This is a genomic window from Arthrobacter sp. Soil_C_60 (assembly GCF_057656375.1).
The window spans coordinates 25,258-38,391 of the sequence record NZ_JBDGKM010000006.1 but is presented as its reverse complement, the minus strand read 5'-3'; the positions used below and the strand labels follow the sequence as shown (position 1 = coordinate 38,391).

Here is a 13,134-nt window from a genome sequence, read left to right as displayed (position 1 = left end):
TGCGTAAACGGGTGCGTGTTTGATCGTGGTTGAGGATTCACACGAGGCAGACCGGGGGAGTGCGTGGAACAACCCGCTTGGCGTGAGCTGCCGGCCGCGCAAAGCAGCTTCACCCTGGTGCAGCTCACGGACACCCACCTGCGGCCGGATCCGGAGCTGCTGTTCGGCCGGATCGACACCTGGGCGCTGACCCTGGCGGCGCTCAAGGAGGCCGAGCGGTTCCGGCCGGACGCCGTCGTGGTGACCGGTGACCTTGCGGATTGCTGCAGCGATATTTACGACGACGCCGCGCGCCTACTGGACCACGCCGCCGCGCAACTGGGCTGCCCTGTGATCACGCTGCCGGGCAACCATGACGTGCCGGTGCGCCAGGCCGGGCTGTTCAACCGCGGCCGGGCTGCGAACGGACCGGGGCCGGGCGAGACGGTGCATTTTCTGGGCGGGCTGCGGATCATCACGCTGGATTCGGACGATCCGGGCCGGCCCGCGGGCATCCTGTCGACGGAGCAGCTGGACTGGCTGCGGGATGAGCTGGCCACGCCGGCAACGCAGGGAACGGTGCTGGCACTGCACCACCCGCCGGTCGAATCGACGCTGCCGCTGCTGGCCGGCCGCGGGCTCGCTGCTCCCGAGCTGCTGCGCTCGGTCATCGCGGGGACCGACGTCCGCGGGATCCTCTGCGGCCACTACCACCACGCCCAATCGGGCCTGCTCGGCTCGGTTCCCGTGTGGATCGGCCCTGCCGTCGCCTACAACCCGCCGCCGCCCGGATCCGCGGACACCGGTGATTCGAGCTGGATCTCGGTGATCCGGCTGCGCCCCGATTCTTTCAGTGCCGCCCCCGTGTTGGTGGGCCCTGGAATGCCGGCCGGAATGGCCGGCAACCCGTCAGCGCAGGCGCTCGGCCTGCCGCCCGTTCAAGGAGAACCCATTGCGTCACCGTTCTAAGTACCTCGCCCTGGCCTTGGCGCCGCTGGCCCTGCTGACCGCGTGCGGCGGCTCCGCCGAAGGCCAGTCCGGCCAGACCGGCAACGTTGCGGCCGGCGGGCCGTCCGGCACGCTGACCGTCTATACCTCGGAGCCGCAGGCCAAGATCGACGAGGTCATCGCCGCCTACAACGAGGTGAACCCTAACGTTGAGGTAGAGGTTTTCCGCGCCGGGACCGGCGAGCTGAAGACCCGCATCGCCACCGAGAAGCAGACCGGGGAAATCCAGGCGGACGTCATCCTGGCCGCGGACGTGCCGACGTTCGAGGGCTACGTGGCCGAAGGCGATCTGCAGGAACTGGACCTCGAGAATGCCGGGGAGCTGAACCAGGACGTGGTCGACGCCGAGGGCTTCTACGTGGGCACCCGCATCATTCCCACCGTCATCGCCTACAACACCGGACTCCTTGATGCCGCGCCGGAAAGCTGGGCGGAGCTGGCCGATCCGGAGTTCAAGGGCAAGATTGCCATGCCCAACCCGGATGTCTCCGGTGCCGCGGCCTTCAACACTGCGGTCTGGCTCGAAGAAGAGGCCCTGGGCGAGAAGTGGCTGACCAAGCTGATGGCCAACCAACCGACGGTGCTCGAATCCAACGGCCCGGTCGGCCAGGCCGTGGCCAGCGGAACGGCACCCATCGGCGTCGTCGTTGATTATGTGGCGCGCGAACTGGCCGAGAAGGGTTCGCCCGTCGCACTGAACTATCCCACCGACGGCGTTCCCTACGTCTCCCAGCCGGCCGGTATTTTCACCGACGCCGGAAATCCCGCGGCGGCAAATGATTTCATCGACTTCCTGATCTCGCAGGAAGGCCAGAAGCTCGCCGTCGAGCAGTCCTACGTCCCGGTGCGCGGGGACGTGGGCGTGCCCGCGGGCGCGCCGGAACTGGCCGAGCTGAAGCTGATCAACCCGGACCTGGAAAAGATCGCCGCCGGGCAGGACGCCGCGGTGGAGAAGTTCAACTCACTGCTGGACTGAGCTAGTGCTGGGGGCCGTGGTGAACGTGCCCCCGGAACCAGTCCGTGCCGGAAACCAGCAGCCCGCCCGTGAAGGCGATGATGCCCACCATCGCCAGCAGCAGTGAGTTGCCGGCGATACCGGCCAGCAGCAGGAGTGCCCCGGCCAGCGCCATCAAGGCCCCGGTTCCGATTCGGTGCCCGAAGACGAGGACTCCCTTGCCGGAGAGGGATTTCGCGAGCCGTGGATCATCTTCTTCCAGCTGGTGCCCAAGCTTGTCCAGCCGTTGTCGTTCCTCATCGGATAATGACATTTCGCGCCTCCTCGAGACCGTGCCGACGTACTACAAATTTACCGCTGTTGGACGGAAACGGGCAGGACCTTGTGCCCCGAGGATCCGGATCCAACGCAATCGTTATCGCGCCGGAGCCGGGCAAGGATAACGACGGCGGGACGTTGCCGAACCGTGACAGGTCGGCCCGCTTCACACCGCGTACGGCGGACGATGCTTGCACCGAATTGGCTCGGCGGCTGGCCGCCGTTCACTTTCCCGACAACTGGCCCGGCTTAGATCGATAGCCAGTGATCCGGCAGCCGCGGGATCGGGAAGGTCCGCACCGTCTTTGAGTAACCATCTGTCCGAACGAACCCGCCAGGCTTCGGCCGAGGCTGCGGCCGCGCCCGTTCCGCATCCCACGCACGACGGCGGCACCCGGCCTGCGCCCTCGGCTCACCAACCAACCGTCCAGCGGCACCATCACGACGGCGCCGGCCGGTGGGGACCGAAGCGGCCGGACGGTCTGGGCGCGCTCCGGCTCGTGGTGTGGAGCGCTCTGACCTTGCTGGTGCTGCTGCCGCTGGGCGCGGTGGTCATGATGGGGCTGCGTGCGGAGAACCTGGCCGTCCTGGGCGACGCGGACGTCCTCGAGGCGGCGGTGAATTCGGTGGCCTCCGCCGCCGGGTCGGCGGCGCTGGCCACGGGATTCGGCGCCCTGCTGGCAATTGTGCTGGAACGCAGCAACGTGCCCGGCCGGACCGCGCTGCGCTGGGTGTTCCTGCTGCCGTTCCTGATTCCGCCGTTCATCGGGGCGATGGCGTGGATGGCGCTGCTGGCTCCCGGCGGTCCCGTCAACCTGTTCCTCGAGGGCGTCACCGGCAGCGGCGGGCCGGTGGTCAGCGTTTTCGGCGGCTGGGGTGTGGTGCTGCTGCTGGCCATCCATTCCTACCCGATGGCCTACCTGGTCATCGCCGCGGCGCTCAAACGGGTGCCCGGCAGCCTGGAGGAAGCCGCGCGGATCGGCGGCGCCTCCCAGAGACGGACGCTGCTGCATGTGACGCTGCCGCTGCTGCGTCCGGGCCTGCTCGCCGCTTTCGTATTGACGTTCGTGGCCAACCTGTCCGACTTCGGCATCCCCGCGCTGATCGGCCTGCCCGAGCGCTACACCACCTTGACCACGCTGGTCTACCGCTACCTGGCCTCCGGCACCATCGGCAACCCGCTGCCCGCGGTGGCGGCCATCGGCGTCGTGCTGTTGCTGCTGGCACTGGTGACCGTGCTGCTCCAGCGCCGGCTGCCCTCCGGTTCCGAACTCGAAACCGGCTCCCCGGCGACGCTGCCGCTGGAGCTCGGCCGGTTCCGCGTCGCGGCCGCCGCCGGGCTGTGGCTGGCGGCGCTGGCCATCTGCGTGCTGCCGCTGCTCGCGCTGGCGTCCCAGGCGCTGCTGCCCGCCCCGGGCGTTCCGCTGACCTGGGCGAACATCACGCTGGCCAACATCGCCAACGCGGTCACCTCGCGCGGTGCCGCAGCCGGGATCGCCAATTCGGTGCTGCTGGCCGGCGGGGCCGCGCTGGTCTGCGGCGTGCTCGGTTTGGCTATCGGCGCGCTGCTGGCACGGACCAGCCACCGCAACAACACGGCGCTGGATCTGACCGCCATGCTGCCGCAGGCACTGCCCGGGCTGGTCATCGCCGTGGCCTGGCTGCTCATCGCCCCGGCGCTGGGGATTTTCAACACGCCGTGGATCATTCTCGGCGCCTACGTGATGGCGTTCCTGGCCATCGTGGTCCAGTCCGTGCGCGCGCCGTTGCAGTCCGTGCCCGCCGCGCTGGAGGAGGCCGCCCGCATCTCGGGGGCCTCCCCGGTCCGGGCGCTGGCCGATGTGGCCGGCAGGCTCGCCGCCCCCGCTGGGCTGACCGGCGCCGTCGTCGTTCTCCTGACCGCCGTGCGCGAGCTGACCATCTCGATCCTGCTGGTGGCCCCGGGCACGCAGACCCTGGGCGTGGTGATCTTCAACCTGCAGCAGGCCGGCGACTACAACTCGGCCTCCGCGCTGGCGCTGCTCGTGACCCTGGTCGGCGTGGCCGGCCTGTCCCTGGCCGCCGGCCTCACCGGCGCGCGCCGGCTGCCCGACACAACAGCAACAAGCAAGAGGACCTAAATGCCAGCGATCGAGATTTCCGGCCTGCGCCACGTCTACGCCAACGGCCACGTGGCCCTGGCCGACATCAACCTCCAGGCGAACGACGGCGAGTTCCTGGCGCTGCTGGGTCCGTCCGGTTCCGGGAAAACCACCTTGCTGCGCAGCATCGCCGGCTTCCTGCGGCCCGAGGCGGGATCGCTGCGGATCGGCGGGGAAACCGTGGCGGGCGACGGCGCGTGGCTGCCGCCGGAGCGGCGGAAGCTGGGCATGGTGTTCCAGAACCATGCCATCTGGCCGCACTGGTCCGTGGCCCGCAACGTAGGGTATCCGTTGAAGCTGGCCGGCGTGCCGCGGGCTGAGGCCGCCCGACGGGTGCAGGCCGTGCTGGACCAGGTGGGGCTGGGGGAGCTGGGCGCGCGCAATCCCGCCGCCCTCTCCGGCGGGCAGCGCCAGCGGGTGGCGCTGGCCCGCGCCATCGTTGCGGCACCGCGGGCGCTGCTGTTGGACGAAGCACTGTCCTCGCTCGATGAGCCGCTGCGCGCCCGGCTCCGGCTGGAGCTGAAATCGCTGACCCGCGAGCAGTCGCTGACCGCCATCCACGTCACGCATGACCGGGCCGAGGCGCTGGGGCTCGCGGACAAGGTGGCGGTGCTCAACGCCGGACGGATCGAGCAGGTGGACACGCCGGCCCAGCTGCTGCGGCGGCCCAGCACGGCGTTCGTCGCGTCCTTTGTCTCGGACGCCACCGTGTTCGAAGCGACCCTGGGCAGCGGCTTCCTGGTGCTGCAGGCCGTGGGGGCAGCGATACCGGCGGACCGGCTCCGGCTGGTCGGATTCTCCGCGGCCCACGCGCTCTCCGCGGTGAACCGCCGGGCCGAAGCGGCAGTCTGTCCGTCCGACGTGCGCCTGGAGAAGCTTTCCTCGCCAACTAACGACGGCGCCGTGGTCACCTCGGCGCTGTACGGGGCGCACGGCTTCGACGTGCTAGCGGACTGGAATGGCGTGCCCCTGCGCGCCCACGTGTCCGACTGGGTCCCGCGCGCCGGGGACGTGGTCAAGCCCGTGATCAAGCGCGTGCACGTCTATCCGCCAGCCGAATCGGGCGCGGCCGGCAGGACAACCGGTGTCCTGCGGCAGCGCGCGGCCGCCTGAGAACAACCGGCCGAGTCGCATCCATCCTGCCGGCGGGCTGGCCGGGCTGGCCCTGCTTAGGGTTCGCGCGGCGGGATGACCGGTCCGGGTTCCGGAATCGGCAGCGGGCCGGGGCCCGGTGGCGGCGGTTCCGGCGGGTTGTCCGGCTCGGGGCCGGGCAATGGATTCGGGAACGGATCCGGCGTCATCGGATCCGGCTCGGGCTCGTTCGGCCTGCCGGGCTCTGACGGGTGCGGCGAGGTGGGATCCGGATCCGGTTCCGGCGGCGGTTGTGGAATAGTCATGACGATGCCCCTTCTGCGCGGCGTGTTGCCAGCGTACAACCGGGATCCTGACGCCACAATGGCTCTTGCCCTAGCGGCGCTGCCTGGCACTGGCCCCGCCCTGCAGTGGACCATTAGATCGTGGCGAGGAGTTCGCGCTCGTCCTGGACGGTCAGCCCGGCCTTGCGTGGGCGGTCCGGGCCGGCCGCCTGCTCCCAGTCCAGCACGTCCGCCAGTGTTTCCGACAGCGGCCGCAGCTTCAGCCCGGCTGCCACGGCGGCGCGGTTGTCCCGGGACGCGAAACCTGCGTATTCGGGCAGCGGCAGCCACAGCGGCAGGGAGCGCTCGCCGGACCAGTAGCTGACGCCCGCATCGGCCAGCCATTGCGGCGTCACGGAAACCACCGGACCGGTGTGGCCCGCGGCCCGGCGGGCAAGCTCCAGGTGCGCGGGCAGCATCATCGGGTCCCCGACGGCGTTGAACGTACCGCTGACCTTGTGCTCCGCCGCCCGGACGAGCCAGGCCGCCAGGTCCCGGACATCGATCACCTGCGTTGCCAGCTCCGGTGAATCGGGCACCAGCACGCTGCCGTCAGGGGCCGCCGGACGGGCGAAGCGCAGCGGCCAGTAGCCGGTGCGGTCGGAGAGATCACCGGGACCGGCGATCAGACCGGCCCGGGCGATGAGTGTCCGGCCGGGGCCGAAGGCCTCCAGCACGTGCTGCTCGCAGGCAGCCTTGGCCTCCCCATAGGTCTCCATCGACTCCATGACGTCCGACTCGAGGGCCGGAAGCAGCTGGACAGATTCATCGGCGCCCGGGACAGCATGATCCGCATAAACGCTGCAGGAGGAGACGAAGATGTACCGGTCTGCGCAGTTGGCGAGGGCTTCCGCCGCCCGCCTCACCTGCCCCGGCTGGCGCGACACATCGACGACGGCGTCCCAGGACTGCCGCGGGACGGCACCGTAGGCACCCGGCGAATCCCGGTCGGCACGGAGGAAGGCTGCTCCGTCCGGCACCGTCCCCGACTCGCCCCGCGCCAAAGCGGTGACGTCGTGACCGCGCCGCAGCGCCGTCGTCGTAATTTGTCCGCCGAGCCATGCCGTACCGCCGAGCACCAGGATTCTCATGGTTTTATGCAACCCCCGATCATCGCCGTACGGTGCCGGATTCACTGACGGTGAACTTGGCGTTGCCTACCATTGAGGCATGGACGGACATTCCGGGCAGGAGCCCGTGGTGCGGCCCTTCGGCGAAGCGGACCTGGAACCGGTTGTCGCCCTGTCCTTGCGTGCGTGGGCGCCGGTCTTCGCCTCCCTGGAAAAGGTGCTGGGCGGTTCAGGAATCTTCGCCCTGATGCACACCGATTGGCGCGAAGACCAGCGGCGGGCCGTTGAGCAGGCCTGCAGTTCTGCCGACATGCAGGTCTGGGTTTCCGAAGCCGACGGGCAGGCCGCGGGTTTCGTTGCCGTGCAGCTCCACCGCGAAGACAGTATGGGTGAGATCTACATGATTGCTGTCGATCCTGCCCACCAGCGCCGCGGGATCGGGACGGCGCTGACCGGTTTCGCGCTCTCCTGGATGAAGCAGAACGGCATGGCGTTGGCCATGGTGGAAACCGGGGGCGACCCGGGACATGCGCCCGCACGCCGCTCCTATGAACGGTCCGGTTTCGTGCAGCTGCCGATCGCGAGGTACTTCAAGAAACTTTGACCGCTGCCAGGCGGCCAAGGAAGGCTCGGTCCTTAAACCCGTCGTGCACTTCCGCGACGAAAGCTGAACCGGCGCGCCGTGTTCCGGATCAGGGTAGGACACAGGTAACATCATTGCGGATTGGGGAGAGCGGTGTCACAAACCGTTAAGTCATGAGGAATTAACCTTTAACTTATCCTTTCGGCATCACCGTCATGCCAAACTGCAAGTAAGCGATCGACGATGGGGAAAAACCATAATGAGCACACATCCTGCCGACCGTACTAACCTGCGGCTGAAAATTGTCCTGGACACATTGGCGGAGGCGGCTGCCTCCGGCGAGGCTGCCATGGGCGGCAGCGCAGTCCTGGCGCAGGCCATTAAGCAGTTGCCCTTGAATGATGCCGAAAGCGAGCTGCTCGCCGGGGGAGTCCCGCGCGGGCACAAGTCCCTGACCACAGCCACGAGCAAGCTGGTCAAGGCCGGCTGGCTGGTCAAGAAGCGCGGCGGCTGGGTGCTGACGGACGAGGGGCTGCGCGCCGCGGCCGCTTTCCCGGATGCTGAATCCCTGACCGAGGCACTGCAGAACGGCTCGCCGGTTCCGGCTGCCGCAGCGGCGGCCGCGAAGACCTCGGGATCAAAGTCCGCGGTGGCGCAGGTCGAGGAATCCAAGCAGGCGGGGGGCCGTAAGCCGCGCGCGAAGAAGGCTGCTGCCGCAGCCGCTGAGCCTGCAGCGCCGGCCGCAACCGAACCCGCAGCTCCCGCCGAACCTGCCGCTCCTTCCGGGTCCGCAGTGCCGGCCGCCGACGTGGATACCATTGGGCAGCCTGCAGCCGTGGCGATCGCCGGCGACTTCAGCACCAAGCTCGGTGCACCGGAAAACTGGCAGCCGCATTTTGACGAGGTCCAGATGGAACTGGATCAGACAGATTCGCTCTGGAAGCTGAGCGCCGAACTGCCTGCTGGCTACTACACCTACAAGGTCGCGCTGGACCGGTCCTGGGAAGAGAACTACGGCGCGTTCGGCGTCCGTGACGGAGCCAACCACGAGTTCCACCACGACGGCGGCGCCCTGACCTTCCACTACGACCACAAGACCAGAGACGTCAGCCGCGCTTAGCGGTATCAGTGCCGGCGGGTCATCAGGCCCGGCCGGTCCAAGTCCATTGCCGTCCGCTGGGACTGCGGTGCGTTTCAGTTCCTGAAGCGCACCGCAGTCTCACGCAGGTTCTGGTCCTTCCGGACATAAACATCACGCATCAGTTCCGACGGATCCAGTCCGTGGCCATCCGGAACATCCCCGCGAGCAGCATGACCAGGCCGATCACGGACAGCACCGAGATGTTCGTCGAAATGCTGAACAGCAGGAGCACAGCGCCGATCAGCATGAGCTTGACGCCGAAGCTCAGTTTCCAACCGGATCCTGGCTGGCGGCCCTGGCCCGACAGCGAGGCCGCGAGCCTGGGGTCTTCCGATTCCAGCTGCTGTTCCAGTTCGGCCAGCCGCTTTCTCTCCTCATCGGACAGGGGCATGGACGGCTCCTCAAACTGGATGATGTCAGCGGGACGACCCTCCGCTCTTCGGCGGCGGACCATCAGTATACGTACCGGTTGCCGTTTAGCGGCAGGTGCGGCCGGATTTACCGCAGGGCAGCGGCATGTTCTCCCTGCCACCACTGCACGGTTTCTTCCGCTGCCGTGGCGAGCGGAGTAGGAGCCAGCCCCAACAGCGCCTGTGTGTAGGACGAGTCCATGACGAACGGCTCCTCGAACTGGTAGAGCATCTCCGCCAGCTCGCGGGCATCTGCCGACAGCAGACCCGCGGCGCGTACCACCCAGCCCGGAATCGAACCTACCTTCGGCGCTGCTACTCCGGCGGCGCGGGCAAAGGCCGCCGCCATGGTCCGCTGCGTCACCGCCGGTCCGGTGGGCGCATGCAGCACCGAGTTCCAGGCCGCCTGGCTATATGCGGCCGCGATCATCGCCGCGGCGAGGTCGGGCACGTAGGTGAAGGAATGCGGTGTGTCCGGGTTCCCCATCACCCGAATGGTCCTGCCCGCCAGGACTGCAGGCACCATGCGCTCGCCGGCGTGGGCATTGAGCGCCCGCGGGCCGAAGTAATCCGAGGCCACCATGCTGACAGTCGGCGTCTCTGACGCCGCCCGCGCCTGAATCAGTTGCGCGCGGATGCCGCGCTTGCCGGACGCTGCCTCCCGTGAACTGCGCTCCGTCATCACGTCCTGCGGCCGGTCATAGGCGTAAAGGCTTTCAGGGAAAACAACGACGGCGCCGGCTCGCCCGGCTGCCTTAAGGACCGTTTGTTCAGTGGCCGGGAGCTCGCGGGACCACGTCTTGGCGCTGTAGGCGCTGGCATGGACGCAATGGAAGACCGCTACGGCGCCTTCGATAGCGGCTTCGAATCCGGCCGGCTGCGAGACATCGACTTTCCGCCGTTCCACCAGTGGGTGCTCGGGCCCGCTGCCCGAGCGTGTCAGCAAGCGGACCCGGTGGCCCTGCCCGGCGAGTTGCTCGGCCACGGTCCAACCGATCGGCCCGGCGCCGGTGACGATGTGCAGGTCTGACATTTGCTTGTCCCATCTCTGGAGCCTTCTAGAATCCGAGAGCGGTGCTCTCTCAATCCAGAATCCGCCACCGCGCCATGTCCTGTCAAGAGCGATGCTCTCTTAAGTTGACAGTGCTCTCTTGCGGCGGCAAGGTGGAGGGCATGGCTGGTACCCCGCGGGAGCGCGCACGAGAACAAACCATCACTGAAATTATCCGGATCGGCCGGGAGCACTTGGCCAGCGCGGGTGCCGCTGCGCTGTCCCTGCGGGCTGTTGCGCGCGATCTTGGCGTGGTCTCCAGTGCGGTCTACCGGTACGTCAAAAACCGCGACGAGCTGCTGACCCTGCTGGTCGTGGATGCCTACAACGAGCTGGGCAACGAGGTGGATAAGGCAGTCGTGTCCGCCGGTGCGGACTACATTGCGCAGTACAAGGCTCTGGCCAGGGCGGTACGCGCATGGGGAATCCGCGAACCGTCCCGCTATGCGCTGCTGTTCGGTAGCCCTGTTCCGGGCTACCGTGCCCCGGCAGAACGGACCACCGGTCCGGGAACGCGGGTGATCCGGGCGCTGGTGGACATCATCGAAGCCGCCCATCGTTCGGGGAAGATAGTGCCGGGGGAGCAGAGCGCGCTGCAGCCGGTCCTCGCCGATGATCTGGCCCGGATCCGCTCTGAGCTGTATTTGTCTGCTCCGGAGCTGGTGGTCATCCGCGGCGTGATGGTCTGGTCCGCGCTTTTCGGTGCCGTCAGCTTCGAGGTCTTCGGGCAGTACGGGGAGAACACTTTCACCGACCCGGCCGGACTGTTCGAGCAGCATCTGGAGGTCCACATAAGGTTGCTCGGACTCAAATAGCCAGGCGCCGCCGTCGTTGTTTTACGGGTTTTGGCTTGGTTCTACGGGTTGGCCTGCAGCCGCGGCACCCGCGGCAAGCCGGCCTAGGGCGCTGGCCTCGAAGCCCGCCAGCAGGGCCGCCGGATCCGTGTGGATTTCGATGGCGCCGGCGTCCCGGAGTTCGGCCTCGCCGGTGCCGCCGCACGTCAGGCCGATGGTGGGGATGCCCAGTTCGCTAGCGGCCATCACATCCCAGACGGCGTCACCGACGAAGAGCGCGTCCGCCGCCTGCAATCCGCCCACTTTGAGGGCCGCGGCCAAGATATCCGGCGCCGGCTTACTCTCCTGGGCATCCGAGGAACTGGTAGTGCCAGCCACCGCCTGGTTGGCCCCGATGGCCGCGGTGAGCACGTCCAGTTCGCGCCGTTTGGACGAGGACGCCAGCACGACGGTAAGGCCGGCTCCGGAGCAGCGCTCCAGCAGGTCCTTGGCGCCGTCGAACGCCCGCAGCGCCGGCCAGTAGGTGGAGAAAACAGTGCCGTGGGCGTCTTCGGCCTGGCTGTCCTGGTCCTTGTCCCGGTCCTCGCCCAGCAGGTGCGCGATCAGCTTATCCGCGCCCATGCCCACCGCGCGGTGGATGGTGGCCATGGGAACATTCCGGCCCAGCTGGCGGAAAGCGTGCCACCACGAGATGGTGTGAAGGTAGTTCGAATCAACCAGGGTGCCGTCCACATCGAACAGGACGCCGAGCCTGCGGTGGGTCTGCGGCATGGTCTCCTCCTGGCTGTTGATGCGTGGATGTGACCGAGTCTAGCGGCAAGTCTGCCACGCCACGGCGGGTAATAGTGGCAGAGGGTTTGATCGATCAACCTTCAACTACCCAGTTTCGGAGAGTATCCTTGGTAGTTCATCGACAGCAGTAGGGGCCCGCCGGTCGGCGCAGCACCCCCAGGACCTGCCCCTCAATACTTACCGGATCGAGGTACGGCTGTGTACCAGCTCAAGGACGGATCGCCGCGTTATGGCATCCGCACCGACCATCATGACCAGGCACTGCAGCAGGACGCGCTCCCGCGGGGCGGCAGCCCGGAAACGATTGCCCGTGAGGCGTCGCAACTGGGATTGCACCATCTGGCTGCGGGTGCGGAACACCGGCTGAACCAGTCCTGGGCAGACGAGGATGATGCGCTGCTGGTGTCGCTTCGGAACGAGAATCCGCTGGAACTGGCCGTGGCAGAGAAGATCGTCAACGAGAAGTTGGGCAGCACGAAGCAGTGGCTGCACAAGGCCCGCACCATCTATAGCCGGCGCCTCGCCCCGGTGGCCGCCCGCCGGCAGACCGCCGGCATGCTGGCAAAAGCTTTGTTCCTGCGGCTGTTCCTGATTGTGCTGCTGATCGGCCCGGCCGTGCTCGCAGTCAGCTTCGATGTTCCGCTGCTGGTCCTGGTGCTCATCGGCGTGGCCTCGATCCTGGCGGCCATGTACCTCGGCGGCGTGGTAACGGAGTGGCTGCGGCTGCCGGTCCATCCTCCCGTCCGTGGCGGCTGGGTCAAGGAACTGCGGCAGGACGTGGTTGATGCCACCCTGCTGGCCGTGCTGCAGAATAAGCGGGTTGCCGTGGACCGCCAGACCGCTACCGCTGCCGTGCGGGGCTGGAAACACCTCAGCTTCGTCGCGGGGCAGTTGGACCGGATGGACCAGGGCCCTGCACTCTGAGTAGTCCACGGCCAAGGGGAGATTTGTGACGGAGCCGGTCTCCCGTCGTCGTACTTTGGAATAACATCGGAAGTATGCCCAGCGCTTTGGAATCCATCGGTCTGATCACCGAAATTTTGACCTGGGTAGGGCTGGTGCCCGGGCTGCTGCTCCTGCTGGCCGGCTGGATTGTGCGGCACTCGGGTGTGAAGTGGCGCAGCGCGGACGGCGTAGTCTTCATGGACGGCGAGGGGACCGGTTTCCGCTGGTTCGACAAGCACCATGGTTTCCTGCAGGCCAGGCTGCCGGTCGAACAGGAGCGCAGCGTGGTGCCCGGATCCGACGTGCTGATCTATTACGACGCGCACCGGCCGATGACCTACCGGACCACGCCGCCGCCGGAACGCGGCACGATACTGCTGCTGTTGGGCAAGATCCTCACCGCCGTCGGCGTCGCGGCCTTCGTGGCCGGGCTCATCGTCATGCTGATGCTCTGACTGGTCCCGGCGACGCGGCAGTGGGTGCGCTGCCGAGCGGCGGCTCGTGTCCCCCGCTCGGCAGCGCTGATGGCAGA

General features: G+C 67.8%; 15 protein-coding genes. 9 read left to right on the top strand and 6 right to left on the bottom strand.

Features of this window, described 5'->3' with window-relative positions:
- Positions 1-63: 63 nt before the first annotated feature.
- Positions 64-948 carry a metallophosphoesterase family protein gene (locus tag AC3A4M_RS13540; protein ID WP_498736234.1) on the top strand — a complete coding sequence of 295 codons (885 nt, stop codon included), beginning with the start codon at positions 64-66 and terminating at the stop codon, positions 946-948.
- Complete coding sequence (locus AC3A4M_RS13535) at positions 932-1,963, top strand: ABC transporter substrate-binding protein (protein WP_498736233.1); 1,032 nt, start codon at positions 932-934, stop codon at positions 1,961-1,963. Before AC3A4M_RS13540 ends, AC3A4M_RS13535 begins: the two co-directional genes overlap by 17 nt.
- A 1-nt stretch (position 1,964) precedes the next feature.
- Here the strand turns inward: AC3A4M_RS13535 and AC3A4M_RS13530 are convergent, their stop codons facing one another.
- Entirely contained in the window at positions 1,965-2,255 is a 291-nt protein-coding gene (locus AC3A4M_RS13530) for a DUF3040 domain-containing protein (protein WP_498736232.1), read from the bottom strand.
- A gap of 310 nt (positions 2,256-2,565) precedes the next feature.
- Here AC3A4M_RS13530 and AC3A4M_RS13525 point away from each other — a divergent pair, with 310 nt between their 5' ends.
- Together AC3A4M_RS13525 and AC3A4M_RS13520 are read left to right on the top strand one after the other, a co-directional pair.
- Positions 2,566-4,380 carry an ABC transporter permease gene (locus AC3A4M_RS13525; RefSeq protein WP_498736231.1) on the top strand — a complete coding sequence of 605 codons (1,815 nt, stop codon included), beginning with the start codon at positions 2,566-2,568 and terminating at the stop codon, positions 4,378-4,380.
- Positions 4,381-5,514, top strand: a complete 1,134-nt coding sequence (locus tag AC3A4M_RS13520) for an ABC transporter ATP-binding protein (protein WP_498736230.1) — start codon at positions 4,381-4,383, stop codon at positions 5,512-5,514.
- A 56-nt stretch (positions 5,515-5,570) separates the two neighbouring features.
- Here AC3A4M_RS13520 and AC3A4M_RS13515 read toward each other — a convergent pair whose 3' ends face one another.
- Both AC3A4M_RS13515 and AC3A4M_RS13510 read right to left on the bottom strand, forming a co-directional pair.
- The gene (locus tag AC3A4M_RS13515; RefSeq protein WP_498730214.1) at positions 5,571-5,798 is read right to left on the bottom strand and encodes a hypothetical protein; all 228 of its coding nucleotides are present in this window, start codon (positions 5,796-5,798) and stop codon (positions 5,571-5,573) included.
- 113 nt (positions 5,799-5,911) lie between these two features.
- Positions 5,912-6,907 (bottom strand): NAD-dependent epimerase/dehydratase family protein, encoded by a 996-nt coding sequence (locus AC3A4M_RS13510; protein WP_498736229.1) that lies wholly within the window; start codon positions 6,905-6,907, stop codon positions 5,912-5,914.
- Between the two features lie 79 nt (positions 6,908-6,986).
- Between AC3A4M_RS13510 and AC3A4M_RS13505 the strand changes: the two genes are divergently transcribed.
- Positions 6,987-7,490 carry a GNAT family N-acetyltransferase gene (locus AC3A4M_RS13505; RefSeq protein ID WP_498736228.1) on the top strand — a complete coding sequence of 168 codons (504 nt, stop codon included), beginning with the start codon at positions 6,987-6,989 and terminating at the stop codon, positions 7,488-7,490.
- Between the two features lie 238 nt (positions 7,491-7,728).
- Positions 7,729-8,589 carry a pullulanase X25 domain-containing protein gene (locus tag AC3A4M_RS13500; protein ID WP_498736227.1) on the top strand — a complete coding sequence of 287 codons (861 nt, stop codon included), beginning with the start codon at positions 7,729-7,731 and terminating at the stop codon, positions 8,587-8,589.
- A 139-nt stretch (positions 8,590-8,728) separates the two neighbouring features.
- Here AC3A4M_RS13500 and AC3A4M_RS13495 read toward each other — a convergent pair whose 3' ends face one another.
- Both AC3A4M_RS13495 and AC3A4M_RS13490 read right to left on the bottom strand, forming a co-directional pair.
- Positions 8,729-9,001: a DUF3040 domain-containing protein gene (locus AC3A4M_RS13495; protein WP_498736226.1), complete on the bottom strand. Its 273-nt coding sequence runs from the start codon at positions 8,999-9,001 to the stop codon at positions 8,729-8,731.
- A gap of 107 nt (positions 9,002-9,108) precedes the next feature.
- Entirely contained in the window at positions 9,109-10,053 is a 945-nt protein-coding gene (locus tag AC3A4M_RS13490) for an NAD-dependent epimerase/dehydratase family protein (RefSeq protein ID WP_498736225.1), read from the bottom strand.
- A 140-nt stretch (positions 10,054-10,193) separates the two neighbouring features.
- Here AC3A4M_RS13490 and AC3A4M_RS13485 point away from each other — a divergent pair, with 140 nt between their 5' ends.
- Positions 10,194-10,886 carry a TetR/AcrR family transcriptional regulator gene (locus AC3A4M_RS13485; protein ID WP_498736224.1) on the top strand — a complete coding sequence of 231 codons (693 nt, stop codon included), beginning with the start codon at positions 10,194-10,196 and terminating at the stop codon, positions 10,884-10,886.
- A 21-nt stretch (positions 10,887-10,907) separates the two neighbouring features.
- Here AC3A4M_RS13485 and AC3A4M_RS13480 read toward each other — a convergent pair whose 3' ends face one another.
- On the bottom strand, positions 10,908-11,636 hold the full coding sequence (locus tag AC3A4M_RS13480) for an HAD family hydrolase (protein ID WP_498736223.1): 729 nt from the start codon (positions 11,634-11,636) through the stop codon (positions 10,908-10,910).
- A gap of 219 nt (positions 11,637-11,855) precedes the next feature.
- On the opposite strand from AC3A4M_RS13480, the gene AC3A4M_RS13475 reads away from it, so the two are divergent.
- Both AC3A4M_RS13475 and AC3A4M_RS13470 read left to right on the top strand, forming a co-directional pair.
- Entirely contained in the window at positions 11,856-12,581 is a 726-nt protein-coding gene (locus AC3A4M_RS13475) for a hypothetical protein (RefSeq protein WP_498736222.1), read from the top strand.
- A 74-nt stretch (positions 12,582-12,655) separates the two neighbouring features.
- On the top strand, positions 12,656-13,057 hold the full coding sequence (locus AC3A4M_RS13470) for a hypothetical protein (protein WP_139005126.1): 402 nt from the start codon (positions 12,656-12,658) through the stop codon (positions 13,055-13,057).
- Positions 13,058-13,134 lie beyond the last annotated feature (77 nt).